The organism is Nocardioides sp., from assembly GCF_036401255.1.
Classification (GTDB): domain Bacteria; phylum Actinomycetota; class Actinomycetes; order Propionibacteriales; family Nocardioidaceae; genus Nocardioides.
Genome location: NZ_DASWVI010000307.1, coordinates 1 through 23,075, shown reverse-complemented (window position 1 = coordinate 23,075; position 23,075 = coordinate 1). Strand labels below are relative to the sequence as shown.

The 23,075-nt window shown below is 73.2% G+C and carries 20 protein-coding genes; 7 read left to right on the top strand and 13 right to left on the bottom strand.

Translation table 11 applies throughout. The annotated features are described in order from the left end of the window. Together VGD85_RS14525 and VGD85_RS14520 are read right to left on the bottom strand one after the other, a co-directional pair. Positions 1-2,376: choice-of-anchor A family protein (locus VGD85_RS14525; protein ID WP_331064154.1), on the bottom strand; the 2,376-nt coding region annotated here is incomplete at its 3' end. A 136-nt stretch (positions 2,377-2,512) separates the two neighbouring features. Further along, positions 2,513-3,760 carry an MFS transporter gene (locus VGD85_RS14520; RefSeq protein ID WP_331064153.1) on the bottom strand — a complete coding sequence of 416 codons (1,248 nt, stop codon included), beginning with the start codon at positions 3,758-3,760 and terminating at the stop codon, positions 2,513-2,515. Positions 3,761-3,819: 59 nt separating this feature from the next. On the opposite strand from VGD85_RS14520, the gene VGD85_RS14515 reads away from it, so the two are divergent. Beyond that, the gene (locus tag VGD85_RS14515; RefSeq protein ID WP_331064152.1) at positions 3,820-4,329 is read left to right on the top strand and encodes a MarR family winged helix-turn-helix transcriptional regulator; all 510 of its coding nucleotides are present in this window, start codon (positions 3,820-3,822) and stop codon (positions 4,327-4,329) included. Between the two features lie 81 nt (positions 4,330-4,410). Beyond that, the gene (locus tag VGD85_RS14510) at positions 4,411-5,706 is read left to right on the top strand and encodes a S1C family serine protease (RefSeq protein WP_331064151.1); all 1,296 of its coding nucleotides are present in this window, start codon (positions 4,411-4,413) and stop codon (positions 5,704-5,706) included. A 125-nt stretch (positions 5,707-5,831) separates the two neighbouring features. Here the strand turns inward: VGD85_RS14510 and VGD85_RS14505 are convergent, their stop codons facing one another. From VGD85_RS14505 to VGD85_RS14490, 4 genes are all read right to left on the bottom strand, one after another. Beyond that, complete coding sequence (locus VGD85_RS14505) at positions 5,832-6,857, bottom strand: GNAT family N-acetyltransferase (RefSeq protein ID WP_331064150.1); 1,026 nt, start codon at positions 6,855-6,857, stop codon at positions 5,832-5,834. Beyond that, positions 6,854-8,551, bottom strand: a complete 1,698-nt coding sequence (locus VGD85_RS14500; RefSeq protein WP_331064149.1) for an ABC-F family ATP-binding cassette domain-containing protein — start codon at positions 8,549-8,551, stop codon at positions 6,854-6,856. Before VGD85_RS14500 ends, VGD85_RS14505 begins: the two co-directional genes overlap by 4 nt. Positions 8,552-8,702: 151 nt before the next feature. Next, on the bottom strand, positions 8,703-9,761 hold the full coding sequence (gene mgrA / locus VGD85_RS14495) for an L-glyceraldehyde 3-phosphate reductase (protein WP_331064148.1): 1,059 nt from the start codon (positions 9,759-9,761) through the stop codon (positions 8,703-8,705). Between the two features lie 32 nt (positions 9,762-9,793). Next, positions 9,794-10,225: a Clp protease N-terminal domain-containing protein gene (locus tag VGD85_RS14490; RefSeq protein WP_331064147.1), complete on the bottom strand. Its 432-nt coding sequence runs from the start codon at positions 10,223-10,225 to the stop codon at positions 9,794-9,796. 79 nt (positions 10,226-10,304) lie between these two features. Here VGD85_RS14490 and VGD85_RS14485 point away from each other — a divergent pair, with 79 nt between their 5' ends. The 4 genes from VGD85_RS14485 (at position 10,305) to pflA (ending at position 14,289) form a co-directional block, all read left to right on the top strand. Further along, the gene (locus VGD85_RS14485) at positions 10,305-10,703 is read left to right on the top strand and encodes a TIGR03618 family F420-dependent PPOX class oxidoreductase (RefSeq protein WP_331064155.1); all 399 of its coding nucleotides are present in this window, start codon (positions 10,305-10,307) and stop codon (positions 10,701-10,703) included. A 44-nt stretch (positions 10,704-10,747) separates the two neighbouring features. After that, positions 10,748-11,026: a DUF3263 domain-containing protein gene (locus VGD85_RS14480; protein WP_331064146.1), complete on the top strand. Its 279-nt coding sequence runs from the start codon at positions 10,748-10,750 to the stop codon at positions 11,024-11,026. A gap of 267 nt (positions 11,027-11,293) precedes the next feature. Then, positions 11,294-13,498, top strand: a complete 2,205-nt coding sequence (gene pflB, locus VGD85_RS14475; RefSeq protein ID WP_349257083.1) for a formate C-acetyltransferase — start codon at positions 11,294-11,296, stop codon at positions 13,496-13,498. Between the two features lie 5 nt (positions 13,499-13,503). Continuing rightward, positions 13,504-14,289, top strand: coding sequence for a pyruvate formate-lyase-activating protein (gene pflA / locus VGD85_RS14470; RefSeq protein ID WP_331064144.1), 786 nt, complete (start codon positions 13,504-13,506; stop codon positions 14,287-14,289). 16 nt (positions 14,290-14,305) lie between these two features. Here the strand turns inward: pflA and VGD85_RS14465 are convergent, their stop codons facing one another. The 5 genes from VGD85_RS14465 to VGD85_RS14445 form a co-directional block, all read right to left on the bottom strand. Next, positions 14,306-15,697, bottom strand: a complete 1,392-nt coding sequence (locus tag VGD85_RS14465; RefSeq protein WP_331064143.1) for an FGGY-family carbohydrate kinase — start codon at positions 15,695-15,697, stop codon at positions 14,306-14,308. A 99-nt stretch (positions 15,698-15,796) separates the two neighbouring features. Continuing rightward, the gene (gene katG / locus VGD85_RS14460) at positions 15,797-18,058 is read right to left on the bottom strand and encodes a catalase/peroxidase HPI (RefSeq protein WP_331064142.1); all 2,262 of its coding nucleotides are present in this window, start codon (positions 18,056-18,058) and stop codon (positions 15,797-15,799) included. 51 nt (positions 18,059-18,109) lie between these two features. Further along, entirely contained in the window at positions 18,110-18,541 is a 432-nt protein-coding gene (locus VGD85_RS14455; protein ID WP_331064141.1) for a Fur family transcriptional regulator, read from the bottom strand. A 63-nt stretch (positions 18,542-18,604) separates the two neighbouring features. Further along, positions 18,605-19,222 (bottom strand): vitamin K epoxide reductase family protein, encoded by a 618-nt coding sequence (locus VGD85_RS14450; protein WP_331064140.1) that lies wholly within the window; start codon positions 19,220-19,222, stop codon positions 18,605-18,607. A 21-nt stretch (positions 19,223-19,243) separates the two neighbouring features. Beyond that, a complete protein-coding gene (locus VGD85_RS14445) occupies positions 19,244-20,011 on the bottom strand; it encodes a DsbA family protein (RefSeq protein ID WP_331064139.1) in 768 nt (255 codons plus the stop codon). 175 nt (positions 20,012-20,186) lie between these two features. Between VGD85_RS14445 and VGD85_RS14440 the strand changes: the two genes are divergently transcribed. Then, entirely contained in the window at positions 20,187-21,260 is a 1,074-nt protein-coding gene (locus tag VGD85_RS14440; RefSeq protein WP_331064138.1) for an AraC family transcriptional regulator, read from the top strand. Here VGD85_RS14440 and VGD85_RS14435 read toward each other — a convergent pair. Together VGD85_RS14435 and VGD85_RS14430 are read right to left on the bottom strand one after the other, a co-directional pair. Next, positions 21,229-22,578: an acyl-CoA dehydrogenase family protein gene (locus tag VGD85_RS14435; protein WP_331064137.1), complete on the bottom strand. Its 1,350-nt coding sequence runs from the start codon at positions 22,576-22,578 to the stop codon at positions 21,229-21,231. The two genes, VGD85_RS14440 and VGD85_RS14435, sit on opposite strands and share 32 nt — an antisense overlap. After that, the coding region (locus VGD85_RS14430) for an acyl-CoA dehydrogenase family protein (protein ID WP_331064136.1) at positions 22,575-23,075 on the bottom strand (501 nt) is incomplete at its 5' end. The genes VGD85_RS14430 and VGD85_RS14435, both read right to left, overlap by 4 nt.

Below are 23,075 nucleotides of genomic sequence, written 5' to 3'. Positions count from 1 at the left end.
CCCGGCCCCGCCGCGCGCGAGCAGCACGCCGTCACGGCGGACGACGACGGCGGCGCGACCGGGCATCGACGAGACCACCCGGACGGTCAGCGCGGCACCGCGGACCGCCGCCCGACCGGCCAGCCCGGCCGTCGCGGTGCCCGGCTGCACGGTGATCGTCGCCGAGGAGGCGTTGTTGGCGGCGTTCGCGTCCACGGAGCCGGACGTGACGGTCGCGGTGTTGACCACGACGACCGGATCGCCGGTGCCCATGTCCTCGACGCCGGTGCGGTCGCGCAGGCAGACGAGGTCGAGCGTGGCGGTGCGCGGCGTCCCGGAGTCGTTGAACAGCCGGAACGCGCGCTCCTTGAGCCGCGGGTCGTTGCCGAAGGGCCGCACGCCCGGCGGCAGGTCCCACGTGGCCACGACGCCCTTGCCGTCGTCGGGGCAGATCACCTGGAACTCGTCGCCCTCCGGCGCCGTGTGGCCGGCGACGGTGACGGTCTCGACGACGTGGGTGAAGCGCAGCTCGTGGGTGTGCCCGTAGACCGGGCCGAGGGTGGTGCGCAGGCAGCGGATGCTGAGCGTGGCCGTCGTCGGCGCGGACACGTCGAGGGTGAAGGTCCACTCCCTCGGGTGCGCCGTGTCGTACTCCGACCCGACCAGCCGGGCCGCACCGCCGGAGAGGGCGTATCCCGGCACGATCGGCACGGTGCCGACCGGGCAGCCGAGCGTCGCCGTGGACCGGCCTTCGGCGTACGCCGCGGTCGTGGTGACCGTCGCGAGGTCCGCCGAGAGCGGGTGCCGGTGGCTGTCGGCATACCCGGTCTGCCGCTCGGCGGCCTCGGTGTACGCCGGCAGGCAGGTGACGAACGCCTTCGCCTGGGCCCGGCCGGTCGCGTCGTTGCGCACCACGGCCTTCCAGGTGCCGAGCCCGGTCGTCTGTGCGCTGAGCACGTGGACGTCGTCGGCGATCGCGCCGGTGCCCTGGTCGACGTGGTCGATGCGGACCGACCCGTCGGCGAGGATGTCGCCGGGGCGGCAGGACATCGCGACGGACTCCATCTCGCCGGGCTCGAGGTCGACCTGCTGCTCGCTCTTGTACGGCGTCAGCCAGTGCGTGGCCTGGGGGTGCGGCGGCGGTCCGGCGCCGGCGACGGGGTCGGCGACGACCGTGACCCACAGGCGACGGGAGGCACCGGCCGCGAGATCGCCGAGGGCGCACGTGACCACCCCGGCCGCCTGCGTGCAGGGGGCGCCCGCGGAGTCGAACGTGACGCCGGACGGCAGCGGGTCGGTGACGACGACGCCGGTCGCGGTGGCGAGCCCGACGTTCTCGACGAGGAGGTCGTAGGTGACCAGGTCGCCGCCGTCCGGTGTGGCGTCGGAGGCGGTCTTGGTGATCTTCACGTCCGGCGGACCCGACGGCGGGCCCGAGGGCGGCAGGCACACGGAGTCGGGGAACAGCCGCTGATGGGTCTCGCGGCCGGAGCTGAAGCTGCGGGCGATCATCTGACCGATCGTGTGGCCGGTGCCCCCACCGACGCTCAGGGCGGCGTTCGGCGCGAGGATCGAGCCGCCCCAGGCGGAGCCGACGTCGATCGCGACCGAGGTGGCGTGGGGGAAGTTCCACAACACGCCCGGCCAGCTCTCCATGACCGTGTCGTTGGCCTGCTGGAAGGAGCCACCCTGCTTGACCCAGAGCTGCCCGTTGATGGTGACGGAGGCGTCGAGGACGTTGACGAGGACGGCCGACCCGGCCGGCACGTCGTAGCCGAGGTGCTTGCCCGAGCCGAGCTGGGCCGCGGTCATCGTGAACACGTTGAGCTGCGGGTCGGTGCCCGTCAGGACGTACGCCGCGTTGCCCCCGGTGCTGCCGTCGACCACGGTGCCGGTGGCGGGCGCGGCGCCCCACGCCGCCGAGCGCGCCCGGAGATCGCCGAACGCCGTGGCGAAGTCGACCGGGTTGCCCGCGAGGTAGCCGGTGCCGCTGCCGCCGTTGAAGTTCACGCCGGTCGCGGGGGCGACGTACGCGCTGCCGCGCTGGAGGTTGTAGGTGCCGTGGCTGCCGGCGACCACCAGTGCGGGCGAGGAGGCGGGATAGCCGGCCGGCAGGCGGGTCCCGACCGTCATGCCGCCGGCGCTGTGGTCACCGCCGTAGGCGATGGCGCCCTCGGACTCGGCGCCGCGGACGCCGTCGGTCTCGACGAACTCGGTCCATCCCGTCGCGGCACCCAGCGGCTGCGGGGTGGCGACGCACGTCGACGGCGGGGTCGCACCGGCGCGGTCCACCGCGACGGTCTGCAGGCCTCCCAGCGTCACCACACCGACCGCGAGCGCGGCGACGTACGGCAACGAGATGGCGCGACGGGCGCGCGACGACGCGGACGTGCTCATGAAACCAACCCCCCAGTAGGTCCTCGGCTCGACGGTGCCAGATGTCGGGGCGGGCGCGGGCACGAATCGGACAGATGGCGTCGTCGCGGACTGGACCGGAGGGCGAGGGATGAGCGCCGGTGGTCAGCCCCGGTGGTCAGCTCTGGCGGCGCAGCCGCTGCACGTCCGGGGAGAGCAAGGACAGCAGGGCGGAGCCGCCCATCACGCACCCGACGACCACCAGCCACCGGTCGAAGCCGACGGCCTCGGCGACCGGCCCGGTGAGCACCAGGCCGACCGGGCGGGCGACGAACGAGCCGACGAGGTCGAAGGAGTAGACCCGGGCGAGCTTGTCCTCGGCGATGTTCTCCTGGATCGAGACCTGCCAGAACACGTCGAAGATCTGCAGCCCGACCCCGTGCACGAACGCGCCGGCCAGGATCGGCCAGAGCTGGTCGCTCAGCGCCATCGCGAGCGGGAACGCCGCGGTCAGCGAGAGCAGCGCGGTGCCGACGAACAGCCCGCGGCGCGGTCGCCACTTGAGACAGATCAGGCCGCCGATGACGAACCCGGCCATCAGCGTGCCGAGCGCGAGGCCCCAGCTGGAACGGCCGAACTCGTCGCCGACCACGATCGGCCCGAGCACCTGCTGGGCCCCGCCGAAGAACAGGTGGTAGAGCAGGGCCTGCCCGATCAGCAGCCACAGCCAGGTGTGCCGCAGCACCTCGCGCAGCCCGTCGCCCAGGTCGGCGAGGAACGAGGTGCGCGCGCCGTCGGGCCGCACGTGCGGGACGTCGATGCGGCCGAAGCAGACCGCCGCGACCGCGAACGTGGCGGCGTCGACGCCGATGGCCCATCCCGGACCGACCCCGGCCACCAGCACGCCGCCGAGGGCGAACCCGACCACCGATGCGCTGGTCTGCAGCAACGCCCGCAGCGAGACCGCCGCCGAGAGTCGGTCGGCGGGCACGGTCATCCGGGTCATCGCCGAGGAGGAGGGACCGCTGAGCGCGCCGAGGGCGCCGTTGACGGCACCGAGCACCGCCAGGGCCGGGATCGTCGCCCAGCCGCCGATCACCAGCACCGCGACCAGGGCCTGGCTCAGTGCGCTCGCGGCGTTGGATCCCTCCATCATCAGCTGGCGCGCGACCCGGTCGCCGAGCACGCCGCCGAAGAGCGCGGTCACGACGTCCGCGAGGGCGTACGCCGCCACCACGAGCCCGAGGTCCGAGGCCGACCCGCCCAGGTCGAGCACCGCGAAGGCCAGCGCGACCGGCGCGATCGCGTTGCCGAGCGAGCTGGTGGCCGTCCCGGTGACCAGCAGCCGGAAGTTGCGGAAGCGCAGGGGGCCGAGCCGGTCCGAGCCCACGGCGGGCGTGCTGGCCGGGTCGTCGAGCGAGGTCACCCGAGCATTTAATTCGCCAGCGAACTATTCGTCAACGAATAATTCCCTAGGATGTCGGCATGGACCGGGAGGACTGGGCCGACCGCCACGTGGCGCGGTGGCGCGACCACTGGATCGACGTGCACTTCGAGGACGACGTCGAGGCGATCGTGGTGCGCATCGGCCGGCTGATGCGGCACTTCCGGACCACCACCCACCAGGCGCTCGAGACCGTCGGGCTGCAGGACTTCGAGTACGAGACGCTGCACCAGCTGATGATCCGCGACACCCCGGGCCACGCCAGCCCCTCGGCGCTCGCGGCCGACCTGGGGATCAGCGGCGCCGGGATGACCGGCCGCCTCGACGGCCTGGAGAAGGCGGGCTGGATCCAGCGCCGAGCCCACGCCGACGACCGGCGCCGGGTCGAGGTCGAGATCACCCGCAGCGGCGCCCGGATCTGGCGGCAGGCCATGGACCTGCGCGGCCAGGCCGAGGACGACGTCGTCCACGTGCTCACGTCCGCCGAGCGCGCGACGCTCGCGCGCCTGCTCAAGAAGATGACGCTGGCGGTCGAGGCCGAGGAGGGCTGAGCGGGCCAGGAGCGGCGACTTCTTCGTGGCCGCCCAGCGCGGTCTCAGCAACGTCACAGGCAGCCCCCCCATGGTTGAGGCATGAACGACCAGCCCACCACTCCGCCGCCGGGCCCGCAGAACCCGTTCTTCGCCGCGCCGCAGGGGCCCCCGCCCGAGGGGCCTCCGGCGTCGGCGCCGGGCCAGACGCCGGGGCACATCACGGGGCAGATGACGGGGCAGATGACGCCGGGACAGCGTCGTCCGCGCCGGACCGGCCTCGCGGCCGCGGTCGTCGCGACCGCACTGGTGGCTGGTGGCGCTGCGGGTGTCGGCGGCGCAGCCGCCTGGAGCGCGCTCGATGACAGCGGGTCCTCGAGCGCGGGCAGCCCCGACACCCGCACGACGTCCCAGGTCGTCGACACCCCCGACTCCGAGGCCCCGGCCGGGTCGGTCGAGCAGGTCGCGGCCAAGGTGCTCCCCTCGGTCGTGAAGATCGACGTCTCCGGGGCCCAGGGCGCCGGCTCCGGCTCGGGCATCATCCTCAGCTCCGACGGCGAGATCCTCACCAACAACCACGTGGTGGAGCTGGCCGGTGACGGCGGCACGATCGGCGTCTCCTTCAACGACGGCAGCACCGCCAAGGCCGAGGTCCTCGGCACCGACCCGCTCACCGACACCGCCGTGATCAAGGCCCAGGACGTCTCGGGCCTGACGCCGGCGACCATCGGCAAGTCCGGCGACCTCAAGGTCGGCGAGAGCGTGGTGGCGATCGGCTCGCCGTTCGGGCTGGACTCGACCGTGACCAGCGGCATCGTCAGCGCCCTCGACCGGCCCGTGGACGTCGGCTCCGACGGGCAGGGCAACAGCACGACGTACCCGGCGATCCAGACCGACGCGGCGATCAACCCGGGCAACAGCGGTGGCGCGCTCGCGGACCTCGACGGCAACGTCGTCGGCATCAACTCCTCGATCCGCACCGCCAGCTCCTCGCAGGGCGAGGCCGGCTCGATCGGCCTCGGCTTCGCGATCCCGATGGACGAGGTGATGCCGATCGTCGAGCAGATGCGCAACGGCGACACGCCGACCCACGCACGGCTCGGCATCTCGGTCTCCGACGTCGGCGCCCGACCCGGCGCCCAGGTCACCCCGGAGTCGACGCAGGGCGCCGAGATCCAAGACGTCAACAACGGATCGACCGCGGACGACGCCGGGCTCGCCAAGGGCGACATCATCACCAAGGTCGACGACCACCTGATCACCGGCGCGGACTCCCTGGTCGCCACGATCCGGTCCTACCGCCCGGGCGACAAGGTGACCGTCACCTACGAGCACGGCGGCGACACGAAGACCGTCACCCTCGAGCTGGACTCGGACGCGAGCACGTCCAACTCCTGAGCCCACCGGGGAGGGTAGAGGCCCCCTCTGGCGCCTCCGCGGAGGGACGAGGGCCCCACCGGCGAAGCAGGTCCGTCTCCCGTCAGCCGGTGGGGCCCTCAACCAGTCCCGGCGCGGGACCCGGATCAGTCCAGGCGGCGCTGGAACTCCCCGAGGCGGCCGACCGGCGCGAAGCCGAGCCGGTCGTTGACCGCCACCATGTGCGCGTTGACCTCGGCGTTGTAGGTCGTCAGCTGCTCGATGTCGGGACGCTCGGCCTGGAGCAGGCGGAGGTTCGCGACCTTCACCGCGAGCCCCAGCCGGTGCCCGCGGACGTCGGGGCGCACCAGCGTGCCCCACTGGTAGGCCTTGCCGGGCTCGTGGATCGTGGTCGCGACGTCGGTGTAGGCGACCACGGCGCCCGAGGGGTCGAGCGCCACGGTGTTGTACTTCGTCCGGCCCTGCTGGGCCTGGTTGGCCTCCGCCTCGCGCAGCACCGCGACGTCGGACGTCTCGGCCTCACGGTGCATCTCCCCCGCCGGCGCCTCGGTGTTGAGCGTCGAGGTCAGCCGCATCCACCCGTCGGCGAGCTCGTCGGGGACCGGGCCGGACCAGGAGCGCAGCGTGAAGCCCGCGTGCCGCTCGGCGGCCTCGGCCGCAATTGCCTCGAGGAGCTCGCCGGGCACCGGCAGCCGGAGCACCCGCTTGACGTCGCCGAGCGCCAGCGTGAACCCCCGTGCGGCGGCGAAGGACGGCCCCGGCTCGCCGGCACCGTCCGGCCCGGCGTCGTACGGCCAGAAGGCCTCCGCCTGCAGCACGCGGCGCCCGTGGTCGCGGGCCACCTGCTCGAGATGGGCGAGCATGGCGGACCCGTACCCGCGCAGCCGGGCGTCGGGGACGACGTGCACCATGAGCTCCGCGGTCTCGGTGTTGTCGAGCAGCGGCAGCCGCACGAACCCCGACGTCACGACCCGGCCCGCCACCACGCCCGCGTAGCCGAGGAGTCGGTGCCGCGTGCCCTGGTCCTGCATCATCGCCCGGACCTCCTCGAGCTGCCAGGGCGAGGTGACACCGGGCGGCGCCGCGAGCTCGGCGGTGAGGTACGCCGCGTGCCACGGGTCGAACTGCTCGGGGTCGAACGGGTCGACCCCGACGATCTGCTGCTCGCTCATCGGACGCGCTGCACCCTTCCCTCGTCCCACACCGGGCCGTCGGACTCGTAGACCTCGCCGTCGGCGCCGTAGACGAGGAACCGGTCGAAGCCGCGGGCGAACCAACGGTCGTGGGTGACCGCGAGCACGGTGCCCTCGAACGCCTCGAGACCCGCCTCCAGCGCCTCGGCCGACTGCACGTCGAGGTTGTCGGTCGGCTCGTCGAGCAGCAGCAGGGTCGCTCCCGAGAGCTCGAGCAGCAGGATCTGGAACCGCGCCTGCTGCCCGCCGCTGAGCGACTCGAACCGCTGCTCGCCCGAAGCGCTGAGCTCGTAGCGGTCCAGCACCCGGCTCGCCTGCTCGCGGCCCATCCCGTCGCGACGCTCGTCGCCGCGGTGCAGGATCTCCAGCAGCGTGCGGCCGATCAGCTCCGGGTGGTCGTGGGTCTGCACGAACCACCCCGGCCGCACCCGGGCGCCGAGCTTGGCGATCCCGCGGTGCTCGACCGGCTTGATGACCCCGTGCGACACGGCGTCGCCCACCGGCTCGTGCTCCTTGTCCGGGCGGGTGCCACCCGCGGCCAGCAGCCGCAGGAAGTGGGACTTGCCCGAGCCGTTCGAGCCGAGCACGGCCACCCGCTCGCCGTACCAGACCTCGAGGTCGAACGGCTTCATCAACCCGGTGAGCTCGAGGTGCTCGCAGACGACCGCGCGCTTGCCGGTGCGGCCGCCCTTGAGCCGCATCGTCACCTGCTGCTCGCGGGGCTGCTCGGTCGGCGGCCCCGCCTCCTCGAACTTGCGCAGCCGGGTCTGGGCCGCGCGGTACTGCGAGGCCATGCCGTCGTTGTACTCGGCCTTGATCTTGTAGTGCAGCACCAGCTGCTTGAGCTTGGCGTGCTCCTCGTCCCAGCGCCGGCGCAGCTCCTCGAAGCGTGCGAACCGGTCGGCGCGGGCCTGGTGGTAGGACGCGAAGCCCCCGGGGTGGGTCCACGCCGTGTTGCCCGCCGCGCCGAGCTCGACCGTCACCACGCGGGTCGCGGTGTTGTTCAGCAGCTCGCGGTCGTGGCTGATCATGAGCACGGTCTTGGCGGACTCGCGGATGCGCCCCTCGAGCCAGATCTTGCCCGGCACGTCGAGGAAGTTGTCCGGCTCGTCGAGCAGCAGCACCTCGTCGGGTCCGCGGAGGAGGTACTCCAGCACCAGCCGCTTCTGCTCGCCACCGGAGAGGGTGCCGAGCTCGCGGTACTTCGCCCGGTCGAACGGCAGCCCGAGCGCGGCCGTCGTGCAGACGTCCCAGGTCACCTCGAGGTCGTAGCCGCCGGCGTCGGCGTACTCCGAGAGCGCATGGGCGTAGGCCATCTGCGTCTTCTCGTCGTCGGCGTCCATGAGGGCCCGCTCGCAGGCGTCGACGTCGTACGCCGCCGCGCGGATCCGCGGGGGCGCGACGCTGAGCAGCAGGTCGGCGACGGTCGGGGCGTCGCCCAGGCCGGTGCCGACCGACTGCCGCATCACGCCCAGGCCACCGGACCGGGTGACGACGCCCGCGTGCGGGGTCAGGTCGCCGGTGATGATGCGCAGCAGCGTGGTCTTGCCGGCGCCGTTGGCGCCCACGAGCGCGACCTTGGCGCCCTCGCCGACCCGGAACGACACGTCGTCCAGCAGCACTCTTCCGTCGGGGAGCTCATAGCGCACCCCGGCCACGTCCACGTGTCCCACGAACCACGATTGTCCGGGATCCGTGCCCGGCGGGCACGCGGTTTACCCCGGCCCACGGGTCGTGGGCCTGAGAACGGTCCATGGGCCGGTGTGGGGCACACGACCCGACCGGCTCCGGAGCGGCCGCCGCGCGTCGGGATGGTCACCCGGGTCAGTCGGCCGAGGAGCGCGCCCACAGGTTGATCCCGGCCTCGACGGCGTTGTCGTCGATGGCGGCGAGCTCCTCCGCGGTCAGGTCGGGGAAGCCCAACGCGTCGAGGTTGGTGTCGAGCTGCTCGACCGAGCTCGCGCCGATCAGCGCCGAGGTGACCCGCGGGTCGCGGACCGCCCACTGCAGGGCCAGCTGTGCGAGCTTCTGCCCGCGTGCTCGGGCGATCTCGTCGAGGCGGCGGACGTGGCCGAGCGTGGCCTCGTCGAGGTGGTCGCCGGGCAGCGAGGAGTTGCTGCGCGCGGCCCGCGAGTCCTCCGGCACCCCGCCGAGGTAGCGGTCGGTCAGCAGCCCCTGGGCCAGCGGGGAGAACACGATGCAGCCCATGCCCTGCTCCTCGAGCTCGTCGAGGAGACTCTGCCCGCCGTCCGAGGCCTCGATCCAGCGGTTGAGCATGGAGTACGACGGCTGGTGGATCAGCAGCGGGGTGCCCAGGTCGCGGGCGATCGAGGCCGCCTCGTTGGTCTTCTCGGCGGAGTACGACGAGATGCCGGCGTACAGCGCCTTGCCCTGCCGCACCGCGTGGTCGAGCGCCATCATCGTCTCCTCGACCGGGGTGTCGGGGTCGAAGCGGTGGCTGTAGAAGATGTCGACGTACTCCAGCCCCATGCGGGCCAGCGACTGGTCGAGCGACGCCAGCACGTACTTCCGCGAGCCGCCGCCCTGCCCGTAGGGCCCCGGCCACATGTCGTAGCCGGCCTTGGTGGAGATGATCAGCTCGTCGCGGTAGGCCGCGAAGTCGTCGCGCAGGTAGCGGCCGAAGTTCTCCTCCGCGCGGCCGTACGGCGGGCCGTAGTTGTTCGCCAGGTCGAAGTGGGTCACGCCACGGTCGAAGGCGCGCCGCAGGATCGCGCGCTGGTTGTCCTCGGACCGGTCGTCACCGAAGTTCTGCCACAGTCCCAGCGAGATCAGCGGCAGCTGCAGACCGCTGCGGCCGGTGAAGCGGTAGCGCATCCCGGTGGCGTCGGTGTCGTAGCGGTCGGGCGCGGCGGTGTAGGTCATGCTGCGATCCTGCCACCAGGCTCGGCCGGCCCTCAGCCCGCACGGGGGCCGCGCCGGGCCACGACCCGGCGCACCGCCCCGGCTCGCAGCCCGAGCTCGGCCGCGGCGGGCGCGACGACCGGGTCGGACCCGGCGATCAGGGCGAGCAGCAGGTGCTCCGCGCCGACCTGGGAGTCGTGCAGAGCCGCCGACTCGCGCACCGCGAGCCCGAGGGCGGTCTGCACCGGACGGGGCAGCCCGCCCAGGGTCGGGGAGCCGGCGTTGACGGCCCGCAGCAGCGCGGCGACGTCGACGCGCCGGCCGCGGAGCACCTCGTCGTCGAGGTGCACGACCCGCGCGAGCCACCGGCGCTCGACGGCGATCCGCAGCTCCTCGCCGGGCACCCCCGCAGCGGCCAGCACCTCGGTGACGGTGGCGTCGTCGAGCAGGGCCCGCAGCAGATCCTCGGGAGCTGTCTCCCCCATGCTCCGATCGTGCTCCCCCACGGCCCGCGGCGCCACCTCCGGACCGGGATTCGCGTGCAAAGATCGCCCGGTGACCCCGATGACGTCGTGGCGACCGGACTGGGACGCGTTCCCCGAGGAGCGCCTGGCCTTCTGGACCGAGCGGCACCTGTGCACGCTCACCACGCTGCGCGCCGACGGTCGGCCGCACGTCGTGCCGGTCGGGGTCACCGTCGACGTCGAGCGGCGCTGCGCGTGGGTGATCACGTCCGGGACCTCGCTGAAGGTGCGCCACGTGCGGGACAACCCGGTGCTGGCGGCCTGCCAGGTCGACGGCCGCCGCTGGTCGACGATCGAGGGGCGCGGCGAGGTGCTCGAAGACGAGGAGTCGGTACGCCGGGCGATGGATCGCTACGCGGCGCGCTACCGCCAGCCGCGGCCGAACCCGCTGCGGGTCGCCGTACGCATCGAGGTGGACCGCTTCCTCGGCAACGTGTGACCCCCCTCGCTGCACCCGCGCCCGGCGGATGTCAGGATCTCCGGATGCACGCCGACCGACCCGAGCTCCTGGACCGCGAGCTGAGCGACCTCGACCGGCAGATCCTCGAGTTCGAGCGCGACTGGGTCAGCCACGCCGGCGCGAAGGACGCGGTGCTGCGCGAACGCTTCGACCTCACCCCGAGCCACTACCACCAGCTGCTCAACCGGATCATCGACCTGCCCGCCGCCGAGGACCACGCCCCGCGGCTGGTCCGCCGCCTGCGGCGGCTGCGCGCCGCGCGCCAGGAGCAGCGCAGCGCCCGGCGGACCGGCCGGGTCTGAACCAGGTCTGACCTCCACCAGCCGCATCCACCGAGGTGGATGAGACGTCAATTACATGAGACCGGGGACCAAGGTCCTGCGGTTGCACGGTTCCCGCCGGGGAGAATTTCCGAGGACGGCCGGGGGCAGGATCCCCGGCCCTCGACTCGTGAAGGACCCACTCCCCCCGTGACCACCACCGCCGACCCCCGGCCCGCCCCCACCCGTGACGCTGCCCTCGACACCGCACCGGACGGGAGCCACGGTCGCGAACCGTGGCGCGGCTTCGTGCGCGGGGACTGGTGCGACGACATCGCGGTGCGCGACTTCATCCGCGCCAACTACACGCCCTACGCCGGCGACGCCGGCTTCCTCGCCGGCCCGACGTCGCGCACGACCGGGGTCTGGGCGACGCTCACCGGGATGTTCCCGGTCGAGCGGGCCCGCGGCGTCTACGACATCGACACCCACGTCCCCGGCTCGATCACGAGCCACGGCCCGGGATACATCGACCGCGACCACGAGCTGATCGTCGGCCTGCAGACCGACGTCCCGCTCAAGCGCGCGATCATCCCCAACGGCGGCTGGAAGATGGTCAAGGACTCGCTGGCCGCCTACGGCTACGACGTCGACCCGCACGTCGAGGAGATCTTCACCCGCTACCGCAAGACCCACAACGCGGGCGTGTTCGACGCCTACACCCCCGAGATCCGGGCCGCCCGCCGCTCGCACATCATCACCGGGCTGCCCGACGCCTACGGCCGCGGCCGGATCATCGGCGACTACCGGCGCGTCGCGCTGTACGGCGTCGACCGGCTCGTCGCGGGCAAGACCGCCGACCTGCGGGCGCTCGACGCCCGGCCCGCCACCGAGGAGGTCATCCGGTCCCGCGAGGAGCTCGCCGAGCAGATCCGGGCGCTGGGCGAGCTGAAGACGATGGCCGCGTCCTACGGCTTCGACATCTCCGGCCCGGCCACCAACGCCCACGAGGCGATCCAGTGGCTCTACTTCGGCTACCTCGGCGCGGTGAAGGACCAGAACGGCGCCGCGATGTCACTGGGCCGCACCAGCACGTTCGTCGACATCTACCTCGAGCGCGACCTGGCCGAGGGCGTCCTCACCGAGGAGCAGGCCCAGGAGCTGGTCGACGACTTCGTCATCAAGCTGCGGATCGTCCGGTTCCTGCGGACGCCGGCGTACGACGAGCTGTTCTCCGGCGACCCGATGTGGGTCACCGAGTCGATCGGCGGCATGGGCGAGGACGGCCGCACGCTGGTCACCCGCACCTCGTTCCGCTACCTGCAGACGCTCTACAACCTCGGCCCCGCGCCCGAGCCGAACCTCACCGTGCTCTGGTCGCCGCAGCTGCCCGAGGGCTTCAAGCGGTTCTGCGCACAGGTCTCCCTCGACACGAGCGCGATCCAGTACGAGTCCGACGAGCTGATGCGCCCCCGCTTCGGCGACGACACCGCGATCGCCTGCTGCGTCTCCCCGATGGCGGTCGGCAAGGCCATGCAGTTCTTCGGCGCCCGGGTCAACCTGGCCAAGACGCTGCTCTACGCGATCAACGGCGGCCGCGACGAGGTCTCCGGCGCCCAGGTCGGCCCCGAGGGCCCGGTCTACGACGGCGAGGTGCTCGACTACGACGAGGTCCGCGCGCGCCTCGACGCGATGATGGACTGGCTGGCCGGCACCTACGTCTCGGCGCTCAACGTCATCCACTACATGCACGACAAGTACGCCTACGAGAAGCTCGAGATGGCGCTGCACGACTCCGACGTGCACCGCACGATGGCGTGCGGCATCGCCGGGCTCTCCGTGGCCGCCGACTCCCTGGCCGCGATCAAGTACGCGCAGGTGCGACCGGTCCGAGACGAGCGCGGCCTGGTCGTGGACTACGAGACGACCGGCGAGTTCCCGACGTACGGCAACGACGACGACCGCGCCGACGCGATCGCGGTCGAGCTGGTCGAGTCGTTCATGGCCAAGGTCCGCCAGCACCCGACCTACCGCAACGCCGAGCACACCCAGTCGGTGCTGACGATCACCTCCAACGTCGTCTACGGCAAGGGCACCGGCAACACGCCGGACGGCCGCCGCGCGGGCGAGCCGTTCGCACCGGGCGCCAACCCCATGAACGGCCGCGACCGGCACGGCATCGTCGCCTCGGCGCTGAGCGTCGCGAAGCTGCCGTTCGACTCCGCGCGCGACGGGATCTCGCTCACCACGACGGTGACGCCGGCCGGCCTGGGCCGCACCCGCGAGGAGCAGATCACCAACCTCGCGGGCGTGCTCGACGGCTACAACGCCTCCGACGGCTTCCACATGAACGTCAACGTGCTCGACCGCGAGACGCTGCTCGACGCGATGGAGCACCCGGAGAACTACCCGCAGCTGACGATCCGGGTCTCCGGGTACGCCGTGAACTTCGTGCGGCTGACCCGCGAGCAGCAGCAGGACGTCATCAGCCGGACGTTCCACGAGGGGCTCTGACGGACATGACCATCGACCTGTGCGCCGCCCCCGGCGAGGCGGACGTCTCCGCCCCGGCGGGCGGCGTCACGGGCTCGGTGCACTCCTGGGACATCTCGACCGGCGTCGACGGCCCCGGCACCCGGTTCGTGCTGTTCACGGCCGGCTGCCCGCTGGCGTGCGCCTACTGCCACAACCCCGACACCCAGGACATGCGCTACGGCACCCGGCGCTCGGCCGAGGAGGTGCTGACCCGGATCGGCCGCTACCGCCGGTTCATCGCCGCCTCGGGCGGCGGCGTGACGGTGTCCGGTGGGGAGCCGCTGCTCCAGCCCGCGTTCACCTCCGCCGTGCTGCGCGGCGCCAAGGACCTCGGCCTGGACACCGCGCTCGACACCTCCGGCGCGCTCGGCCACCGGGCCGACGACGCGCTCCTGGCCGCCACCGACCTGGTGCTGCTCGACGTCAAGGCGATCGACCCGGCGATCTACGAGGACCTCACCCGCGGCAGCCTCACCCCGACGCTGCGGTTCGCCGAGCGGCTGGCCACGATGGGCAAGCGGGTGTGGGTGCGCTACGTGCTCGTGCCCGGCTGGAACGACCAGCCCGAGCACGTCGAGCGGCACGCGGCGTACGTCGCCACGCTCGGCAACGTCGAGCGCGTCGACGTGCTCGGCTACCACCGGCTCGGCCGCGAGAAGTACACCGAGCTCGGCATGGTGGACCGCCTGGCCGGCGTCGACGGCGCCACCCCCGCGCAGGTCCAGGCCGCGCGGGACATCTTCACCAACGCCGGGCTGGTCGCCCCGTAGGGCCCTTCGTCGACGCCTACCCGCGTCGCGCCTCGCGCACGAAGGCTTCATAGGTCGCGGCGTAGGTCTCGTCGCCGCCCCCGAGCACCGGGCCGGCGGGCAGCACGACCGACCCGGCCTCGACCAGGCCGGCGCGCTCCGCGCCGACGATCGCCGCCCCGACCGCGACCGGCTCCTCCGCGTCGACGACCCGCAGCCCGGGCGGCAGCACCCGCGACCTGACGCGGGTCCACGACTCGTTGCGCGCGCCGGGCCCGCCGAACAGCACCAGCGGCCGCGCCGGTCCCGGCCGCGGGTCGAGCCCGCGCTCGACGTCGTACATCCAGCGGGTCTGCAGCGACAGCCCCTCGAGGAGCGCCAGGCCGCGCTCGGCCTCCGACGCCGCGGCCAGGTCGCCGACGACGCGCATCCGCGCCCCGGGATCGGGGTCGGGGCACTGCCGGCCGCGCAGGTACGGCAGCACCAGGAGGCCGCTCGGACCCGGTGGGAGGTCCGCGGGGGCGGCGACCGGGCCGTGCTGCGCCTCCCAGGCCGCGTACGCCGCCCCGGAGGAGCTCGATCCGGCCTGCAGCGCGAGCGCACGTCCGCCGACGGTGCGCACCAGGCTCATGCCCGCGGCGCGGACGGCGAGCGGGTCCGGTCGGCCGGCCAGGACCCGCAGGACGACCTCGCTGGTGCCCACCGAGTCGGCGGTCTCCCCCGGCGCGCGGACCCCGCAGGCGTGGGCACCGACCTGGTGGTCGTGGCCGGCGACCGCGACCGGGATCGCGTCGGCGTGGCCGACGGGCTCACCCGGGACCGCCACCTCGGGCAGCAGCTCCGGGCGCATGCCCACCAGGTCGAGCAGGTCCTCAGCCCAGCGGCCGGCGTCCAGGTCGAGGGCGCCGGTGCGGCCGGCGAGGGTGTGATCGGTCGCCAACCGGCCGGTGAGCGCCAGGGCGACCAGGTCGGCGGCACCGGCCCAGTGCCGCATCCGGGCCCGGACGCCGGGGTGCTCCGCGGCCAGCCACGCCCAGGTCGCCAGCGCCGTCTTGGGGCTCAGGCGGACGCCGGTGCGCACGAACAGGTCGGCACCGTCGAGGGCGCCCAGCGCGGGGCTGAGCGGGCGCACCGCGTCCCAGGTGAGCAGCGGGGTGAGCGGCGCCCCGCGGGCGTCGAGCGGCACCCCGGTCTCCGCCATCGAGGCGATGCCGATCGCGGACACCGAGCCGCCGGCCGCGGTCTCCCGCAGCAGCCCGAGCGCGGTCGCGACGAGCTCGTCGGCGGTCGCCGGGGTCGGTGCCCGGCGCAGCGCGACGAGCTCCACCGGATCCTCCGAGGTGGGGTCGAGATCCACGCAGACCGCCTTGAGGTACGACGTGCCGACGTCGATCCCGGCGACGCGCACCCGGGCTGGTCGAGATGCCACCAGCCCAGTCTGTGGCACCACCTCGCCGGCGGCGCCACGACGCGCGAACGCCCGGGCGGCCCGTGCGGGCCGACCCGGGCGTCCGGTCGGGTCAGACGATCAGGCCAGGTCGAACCGGTCGGCGTCCATGACCTTCACCCACGCGGCGACGAAGTCGCGCACGAACTTCTCGCGGGCGTCCTCGCTGGCGTAGACCTCGGCGAGCGCGCGCAGCTCGGAGTTGGAGCCGAACACCAGGTCGACGGGGGTCGCGGTCCACTTCACCTGGTCGGTGGCGAGGTCGCGGATCTCGTAGACGTTCTCCTCCGACTCCGAGGCCTTCCACACCGTGCCCGGCGAGAGCAGGTTGGCGAAGAAGTCGTTGGACAGCACGCCCACGCGGTCGGTGAGCACGCCGTGCGGCGTACCGCCGACGTTGGTGCCGAGGGCGCGCATGCCGCCCACGAGCACGGTCATCTCCGGCACCGAGAGGCCGAGCAGGTAGGCCCGCTCGACGAGTTGCTTCTCCGCCTGCAGCTTGTCGCCGGAGCGCAGGTAGTTGCGGAACCCGTCCGCCCGCGGCTCCAGCACCCGGAAGGAGTCGACGTCGGTCTGGTCCTGGGTGGCGTCGGTGCGTCCGGCGTGGAACGGCACCGTGACGTCGACGCCGGCGTCGCGGGCGGCCTTCTCGACCGCGGCGCTGCCCGCGAGCACGATCAGGTCGGCCAGGGAGACCTGGGCGCCGCCGGCGGCGTTGAACTCCGAGCGGACCGCCTCGAGCCTGTCGAGCACGACGGCCAGCTGCTCGGGCTGGTTGACCGCCCAGCCGCGCTGCGGCTCCAGGCGGATCCGGGCGCCGTTCGCCCCGCCGCGCTTGTCGGTGTTGCGGAACGTCGCGGCCGAGGCCCACGCGGTGGTCACGAGCTCGGAGACGGTGAGCCCGGACTCGAGCACCTTCGACTTCAGCGTGGCGACGTCGGCGTCGCCGATCAGGTCGCCCTCGTGCGCCGGCACCGGGTCCTGCCACAGCTGCGGCTCGGCGACCCAGGGGCCGAGGAAGCGCGAGACCGGGCCCATGTCGCGGTGCAGCAGCTTGTACCAGGCCTTGGCGAAGGCGGTCGCGAACTCGTTGGGGTTCTCCAGGAACCGGCGCGAGATCTTCTCGTACTCGGGGTCGAAGCGGAGCGCGAGGTCGCTGGTCAGCATCGTCGGCTTGCGCTTCGGCGAGTCCGGCGTCGGGCCGGGGATGATGTCGTCGGCGTCCTTGGCGACCCACTGATAGGCGCCGGCCGGGCTCTTCGTGAGCTCCCACTCGTAGCCGAACAGGATCTTGAAGTAGTCGTTGCTCCATCGGGTCGGGGTCGTGGTCCAGGTGACCTCGAGGCCCGAGGTGATCGTGTCGGCGCCCTTGCCGGAGCCGAAGGAGCTCTTCCAGCCCAGCCCCTGCTCCTCGAGCGGCGCACCCTCGGGCTCGGGACCGACCAGGTCGGGGTCGCCGGCACCGTGGGTCTTGCCGAAGGTGTGCCCGCCGGCGATCAGCGCGACGGTCTCCTCGTCGTTCATGGCCATCCGTGCGAACGTGTCGCGGACGTCCTTGGCCGAGGCGAGCGGGTCGGGGTTGCCGTTGGGGCCCTCGGGGTTGACGTAGATCAGGCCCATCTGGACCGCGCCGAGCATCTCGTCGAGGGTGCGCTCGTCGGTGTAGCGCTCGTCGCCCAGCCAGGTGTCCTCGGGACCCCAGATGACCTCCTCGGGCTCCCAGATGTCCTCACGACCGAACCCGAAGCCGAACGTCTGGAAGCCCATGTCCTCCAGCGCGACCGTGCCGGCGTAGACGATGAGGTCGGCCCAGGAGATCTTCTGGCCGTGCTTCTGCTTGACCGGCCACAGCAGCCGGCGGGCCTTGTCGAGGTTGGCGTTGTCGGGCCAGCTGTTCAGCGGGGCGAAGCGCTGGCTGCCGTCGCCGGCGCCGCCGCGGCCGTCGTAGATCCGGTAGGTGCCGGCCGCGTGCCAGCTCATCCGGATCATCAGCCCGCCGTAGTGGCCGAAGTCGGCCGGCCACCAGTCCTGCGAGGTGTTGAGCACCTCGACGATGTCACGGCGCAGCTCGGCGAGGTCGAGCTTCTTGAACTCCTCGGAGTAGTCGAAGTCCGGGGCGAGCGGGTTGGCCTTGGCGGACTGGGTGCGCAGCACCGAGAGGTCGAGCTGGTTGGGCCACCAGTCCTTGTTGGTGTGCGGCCGGCCGCCGGTCTGCGGAGTCGGCGAGTCGATCGCGGGGTTCTCGCTCTCGCTGCCGTGGGCGGCAGCCGAGTCGTGCATCACCGGGCAGCCGCTCTCGGCCTTGCGGTCCACGCCCTGCGGGTCGCTGTGGTTGTCCGTCATCTTCTCTCGCGCTTCCTTCCAACGGGGTCGGTCACTTCGGGGTTCGGGGCATCACGGGACGGGTGCGGTGGAGCAGGCGGGGCAAAGGCCCCAGTAGACGACCTCGGCCTCGTCGATGGTGAAGCCGTGGTCGTCGGAGGCGTGCAGGCAGGGGGCGGCGCCGACGGCGCAGTCGACGTCGGCGACCGTCCCGCACCCGCGGCACACCACGTGGTGGTGGTTGTCGCCGGTGCGCGCCTCGTAGCGCGCGACCGAGCCGGCCGGCTGGATGCGGCGTACCAGCCCGGCGGCGGTGAGGGTGTGCAGGGAGTCGTAGACGGCCTGGTGCGAGACCTCCGGGAGGTCCTCGCGCGCGGCGGCGATCACCGTCTCGGTGTCGGCGTGCGGGTGGCCGTGCACGGCACCGAGCACGGCGACCCGGGGCCGGGTGACCCGCAGCGCCGCCCCGCGCAGCAGCTGCGCGTAGTCGGCGTTCGTCTCCATGCGTCGCATCCTGGCGCGTTTTCTTGAATCAGTCAAGAATTGCCCGGGACGGGTCGGTGCGGGTCAGGCGAACAGCGCCTCGCCGTACTTGAGGACCACGAGCAGGGCGAGCGTGAGCAGCCAGGCGATGACCGTCATCAGGTCCACGTGCGCGTCGACCGCCGACTCCGCCAGCCGCTGCACGCGGCGGGGGAGGTACAGATTGCCGTCCCGGATGTTGATGTGGGTCATCTCGAAGAACACCAGGGTCGTCGCGACCGTGATCACCAGGCACCAGGGGCACAGCGCGCCGATGTCGAACATCGACTCGTAGAACAGCCAGTACGCCAGCGCCAGGCCGAGGGTGTAGACGGTCTGGGCCGCGAGCATGAACCAGCGCGGGAACCGCACCCCGCCGAGCGCGGCGACCGCCACCGTGATCACCACCGGCTCGGCGATCATGCCGAGGAACGCGTTGGGGAAGCCGAACAGCTGGGCCTGCCAGGAGTTCGCGACCGTGCCGCAGCTGATCGTCGCGTTGATGTCGCAGCTCAGGGTGGCGCCGGGGTTCTCCGCGAGCGTGAGCGCCTCGACCGAGAGCACGAACGACGCGACGAGGCTGGCCAGCGACGAGGCCAGCATCACCACCCAGACGGCGGTGTCGCGGCCCCGGGTCGGGGTGGCCGGGGCCGTCCCGGCCATCACTGGGCCATCACTGGGCCATCACTGGGCGCCGCCCGCGGCGGCCTCGATCGCCTTGGTCAGCGCGCCCGCCTGGGACCAGTCGCCGGTGTAGACCTGGCCGTCGAGCTTCACCGTCGGGGTGCTCTGCACGCCGGCGGCGAACGCGTCCTGGGTCATCTTCGCGACCCAGCCGCGGTGGGTGCCGTCGGTGAAGGTCTCGGCGACGGAGGCCGGTACGCCGGCTCCGGTGGCGAGGTCGGCGATCTCGCCGTCGGAGAGGCCCTCGGTGCCCTCCCTCGGCTGGTTGGCGTAGAGCGCGGCGTGGAAGTCCCAGACGTGGTCGGGGTCGGCGTCCGCGACGGTCGCGTAGGCGTTGGCGGCCCGGGAGGAGTACTCCGTGCCCTGCGACTGCTCGTCGAGGAACGCCATCACCCGCAGGTCCACCTTGAGCGTGCCCTCGTCGATGAGACGGGAGAGCTCCTCGCCGTTGGTGGCCTCGAACGCACCGCACGCGGGGCACATGTAGTCGTAGTAGAGCTCGAGGGTGACCGGGGCGTCGGCGTCGCCGACGACGAACCCGCCGGACTTCTCGACGTTGGCCGGGGCCACGACCTCACCGGTCGCGGCCGGCTTGTCGTCGTCCTGGGAGACCGCCTTGACCACCGCGAACACGATCGCGGCCACGAGCCCGAGGATCACGACGCCACCGATGACGCGCACGATGGTGCGGCGCCGCTGCTCGCGGGCCTGCTCCGCGGCGCGCGCCGCTCGCATCTCCCGGGACCTCTCCCGGCCCTTCGTGCTCATCCGTACCGCTCCTCGCCATGTTCTCGTCAGGCCCCGTCGGGCCGTCGTCAGGTCTGTGACTGCGGGTCCCACCGTACGGGGCCCGGGCCGGACCGCCCGAGGGTCTTTGGTCCCCCGGCCGGGAGCGCATCGGCGGGCACATCGGCGCCGCGCACTAGGATCCTGCCACGCGGACGTGTCGGAGGTCGTCGTGGTGCACTGGGACCTGCCTCGGACGCCGGCCAGCGCGGCGCTGCTGACCCGGCTCGGTGTCGAGCGCGGGGTCCCGGAGGCGATCGCGCTGCGCGGGACCGGGCTGACGCGGGCCCAGCTCGACGACCCGAGCGGCGAGGTCGGCGCGGCCCAGGAGCTGCGCATCATCGAGAACCTGCTTGGCGCCCTCGACCAACCGGCCGGGCTCGGCCTGGAGGCAGGGGTGCGCTACCACCTGACGACGTACGGCATCTGGGGCTTCGCGCTCGTGAGCAGCCCGACGATGCGCAGCGCGATCAGCACCGGCCTGCGCTACCTCGACCTCACGTTCGCGTTCTGCCGGATCCGGGCGGAGACCGGCGAGGCGGCGGTGCGGCTGGTCCTCGACGCCCCCGACGTCCCAGCGCCGGCGCGGCGGTTCGTCCTCGAGCGGGACAGCGCCGCGATCCGGACGATCCAGCGCGAGATCCTCGGCGCGCCGCTCCCGGTGCGCGAGATCCGGTTCTCCTTCGCCGCTCCGGCCAGCACGGAGCGGTACGTCGAGGTCTTCGGCGTCGAGCCGGTGTTCGGCGCCGACGAGACCGTCGCCCTGGTCGACCCGATCCTGCTCGACCGGCCCCTGCCTCAGGCCGACGCCCACGCGACCGCGCTCGCCCAGGCCCAGTGCGAGGATCTGCTGAGCCGCCGCCAGGCACGCACCGGCATCGCCGGCCAGGTGCGGACGCTGCTGCTGGCCCAACCCGCCGACCCACTGGACGAGGCAGGGGTGGCGGCTGCCCTGCACCTCAGCGAGCGGACGCTGCGCCACCGCCTGGCTCGCGAGCACACCACGTTCCGCCGGCTGCGCGACGAGGTGCGGGCCCGGCTGGCCGAGGAGCTGCTCGTGACCGGCGGGCTGCCGGTGGCGGAGGTCGCCCGCCGGCTCGGGTACGTCGAGGTGTCGAGCTTCTCCCAGGCCTTCCGCCGCTGGAAGGGCGTCAGCCCCCGGGCCTACCTCGCCGCCGCGGCGCGTGGCGACGCCGCCGTCAGCCCGGGAGGGCCGGGAACGCCGCGGTGAGCGACGGGCCGGCGAGGTCGGTCGCCCACTGCGCCTCGATGATCGCGAGCCGGTTCAGCTGGTTGGTGCCCTCGTAGATCTGGTTGAGCCGCGCGTCGCGCAGGCGCTTCTCGACGCCGTGGGCGACGATCGCGCCGTCGTCGGCGAGCAGCTCGATCGCCCGCGCGGTGACGGCCACCGCCCGGTCGCCGCAGAAGGTCTTCACCGCGCTCGACACGGCCTGGGTCGGCGGCACGTGCCGCGACCCGTGCCACACCATCGCCCGCATCGCCATGGTCTCCAGCCAGAGGTCGGCCAGGGCCAGCTGGACCTCCTGGTAGGCCAGCAACGGCTTGTTGCCGAGCCGGGTGCGCCGGCAGTACTCGGTCGCCGTCTCGGTCGCACCGCGGGCGATGCCGAGCGCGATCGCGCCCACGGGGACCCGCGAGTAGTTCAAGACGTTGCGGTTGAGCGCCCAGCCGGAGCGCTCCGCGCCGACCCGGTTCTCGGCCGGGACCCAGACGTCGTCGAGGAACAGCTCGGTGGCGTCCGCGGCGCGCTGGCCCAGCTTGTGCTCGCTGCGCCCGGCGCGGAAGCCCGGCGTACCACGCTCGACGACGAAGCAGGTCCAGTCGCGGTCGACCCGTCCCGGGGAGCCGTCACCTGTCTGCAGGGTGGCGAACACCGTCACGAGGTCGGCGTGCGCGCCCCCGGTGATGAACACCTTCTGGCCGTTGAGCAGGTAGCCGCCGTCCACCGGGCGGGCGGTGGTGCGGAAGCGTGCCGTCGCCGCGCCGGCGGAGTCCTCGACGTCGGAGCCGGCGGCCGGCTCGGTGATCGCGAACGCGGCGAGCCGCGGTCGGCCCGCCTTGTTCTCGCGGGTCACCGGCACCAGCCAGCGCCGGATCGTCGCGAGGTCGCCGGAGAGGGCCAGCGGCAAGATGCCAAGCCCGTGCGCGAGCAGGCCGAGCGCCAGGCCCGCGCACACGGTCGTGAGCTCCTCGGCCTTGAGCACCTCGTGCGCCAGCGAGCGGGACCGGAGCGCGGAGAGCGGCATCGTGCCCCAGGGGGGCGGCAGCATCTCCGACTGCAGGCCCGCCCGGGCCGCCGCGGTCAGCAGCGGCCTGGGGTCGTGGCTCGCCGGATCGGCGTCCGCCCGATCCACCAGCGGGGCGAGGTGCTCGCGCGCGAAGGACCGGTACCGCCGGCGGCGTCGGGCCAGCGGCCGCGGCAGGGTCGCGGTCTCCCGCTCCCAGAGACCGACCTCGCCGAGGTCGTAGAGCGCCCGGCCCACGGCGCTCAGCTGGTCGGCGGAGTGCCGCAGCTCGGCGGTGATCACGACGCGGCTCCCAGGTCGTCGCGGGCCAGCAGCAGCTGGTCCGGGCCGCCGTGCAGCACCCGCAGCGCCGTGATGTCGCGCAGGCGCTTGGACAGGCCGTACTCGTCCATGTAGCCGTAGCCGCCGAGGGTCTGGAGGGCGTCGGTCACGGCGCGTCCCGCGTGCTCGCCCACCGCGAGCCGGGCGTCGACGGCCCACCGCAGGAGCGTGCCGGGGTCGAGCTCCCGCAGCGGCGTACGCGCATGTCGCTCGAGCACGGCGGCGACCAGCGCCGCGTCGTGCTCGGCCCGGCTGAGCAGCAGCCGGACCGCGGCGTGCTCGGCGATCACCACGCCGCCTTGCACCCGGGCCCGGGTGTACTCCCGCGCCGTGGCGATCGCCTGCTCGGCGCACCCGAGTGCGATCGCGGCCTGGCCCAGCCAGTCGGTCGCGATCGTCCGGCGCACCAGGTCGTCGGCGGCCGGGCCGGCGGCGCGTCGCGCCCCAGCGGGCACGGT

Excerpts from the sequence above, each read along its gene's own strand:
- VGD85_RS14515 (WP_331064152.1), top strand. The coding sequence starts at position 3,820 with ATGGACCGGGAGGACTGGGCCGACCGCCACGTGGCGCGGTGGCGCGAC.
- VGD85_RS14510 (WP_331064151.1), top strand. The coding sequence starts at position 4,411 with ATGAACGACCAGCCCACCACTCCGCCGCCGGGCCCGCAGAACCCGTTC.
- VGD85_RS14505 (WP_331064150.1), bottom strand. The coding sequence starts at position 6,857 with ATGAGCGAGCAGCAGATCGTCGGGGTCGACCCGTTCGACCCCGAGCAG.
- mgrA (WP_331064148.1), bottom strand. The coding sequence starts at position 9,761 with ATGACCTACACCGCCGCGCCCGACCGCTACGACACCGACGCCACCGGG.
- VGD85_RS14490 (WP_331064147.1), bottom strand. The coding sequence starts at position 10,225 with ATGGGGGAGACAGCTCCCGAGGATCTGCTGCGGGCCCTGCTCGACGAC.
- VGD85_RS14485 (WP_331064155.1), top strand. The coding sequence starts at position 10,305 with ATGACGTCGTGGCGACCGGACTGGGACGCGTTCCCCGAGGAGCGCCTG.
- VGD85_RS14480 (WP_331064146.1), top strand. The coding sequence starts at position 10,748 with ATGCACGCCGACCGACCCGAGCTCCTGGACCGCGAGCTGAGCGACCTC.
- pflA (WP_331064144.1), top strand. The coding sequence starts at position 13,504 with ATGACCATCGACCTGTGCGCCGCCCCCGGCGAGGCGGACGTCTCCGCC.
- katG (WP_331064142.1), bottom strand. The coding sequence starts at position 18,058 with ATGACGGACAACCACAGCGACCCGCAGGGCGTGGACCGCAAGGCCGAG.
- VGD85_RS14455 (WP_331064141.1), bottom strand. The coding sequence starts at position 18,541 with ATGGAGACGAACGCCGACTACGCGCAGCTGCTGCGCGGGGCGGCGCTG.
- VGD85_RS14450 (WP_331064140.1), bottom strand. The coding sequence starts at position 19,222 with ATGGCCGGGACGGCCCCGGCCACCCCGACCCGGGGCCGCGACACCGCC.
- VGD85_RS14445 (WP_331064139.1), bottom strand. The coding sequence starts at position 20,011 with ATGAGCACGAAGGGCCGGGAGAGGTCCCGGGAGATGCGAGCGGCGCGC.